This window comes from Seonamhaeicola marinus (assembly GCF_008085455.1).
In genome coordinates, this window is the sequence record NZ_VSDQ01000536.1 from 1 (window position 1) to 1,047 (window position 1,047).

The 1,047-nt window shown below is 33.6% G+C and carries 1 protein-coding gene and 2 tRNA genes; all 3 read right to left on the bottom strand.

Translation table 11 applies throughout. The annotated features are described in order from the left end of the window. Positions 1-160: 160 nt before the first annotated feature. Positions 161-235, bottom strand: a tRNA-Pro gene (locus FUA24_RS08130). A gap of 11 nt (positions 236-246) precedes the next feature. Beyond that, a tRNA-Ser gene (locus FUA24_RS08135) sits at positions 247-330 on the bottom strand. A 101-nt stretch (positions 331-431) separates the two neighbouring features. After that, a partial coding sequence (locus FUA24_RS08140) for an HDIG domain-containing metalloprotein (RefSeq protein WP_148541247.1) occupies positions 432-1,047 on the bottom strand: 616 nt, incomplete at its 5' end.

A 1,047-nucleotide genomic window follows, 5' to 3' on the forward strand; every position in this document is an offset into this window, starting at 1 on the left:
ACAGAATTTTAATCATCGATTCGGTTCACACTTTTTGTGTTTTGAAACTGTGAACCGAATTAAGTCATATTAATTCAATTCTTATGATAGTCTAAAAACCATAAAACCTTGTAAATCATACAATTTACAAGGTTTTAGTTTCTATTGGTATTAATTTTTGTCGGGGTGGCAGGATTCGAACCTGCGACCTCCTGCTCCCAAAGCAGGCGCGATGACCGGGCTACGCTACACCCCGAAACATAAAAGCGGAGAGACCGGGATTCGAACCCGGGCAACACTTACGCGTTGACAGATTAGCAATCTGCTCCATTACCACTCTGGCACCTCTCCTATTAAATTCATTTATGAACGTTTGCAATTTAAAATTGCGGTTGCAAATGTAACTTTTACTTAACAAGCACGCAACTATTTTTTCATTTTTTTCAAAAAAATTATTCAGGATATTCTATTCTTAAATGGTAAATGTTTGCTAGCTTTTGTTTTAGCACTTTTTTTATAGATTGAATTTCTTTAAAAGTTATGTTAGCATTTAAATATTGCCCCTCTTCTACCTGCTTGTTTATAATATTTTCAACAAATGCATCAATTTTTGTTGATGTTGGTTCTTTTAAGCTTTTTGATGCTGCTTCAATACTATCACACATCATTAAAATAGCCGTTTCTTTACTAAATGGCTTTGGCCCTGGGTAACTAAAATCTTTTTTATCTACCATTTCAAAATCTTCTTTTTCCTTCATATAAAAATAATATACTACGCTAGTACCGTGATGTGTACGTATAAAATCTATTACTCTATCTGGTAGTTTGTATTTTCTAGCAATTTCAATACCATCAATTACATGGTTTACAATTATTTTAGCACTTTCTTTAGCCGAAAGCTCGTCATGCGGATTTATTCCGGTAGATTGATTTTCAGTAAAATACGTAGGACTTTTCATTTTACCAATATCATGATACAAAGCTCCAACACGCACTAACATAGCATTTGCACCAATTTCATTAGCTGATGCTTCTGCTAAATTTGCTACATTTAATGAATGATGGAAT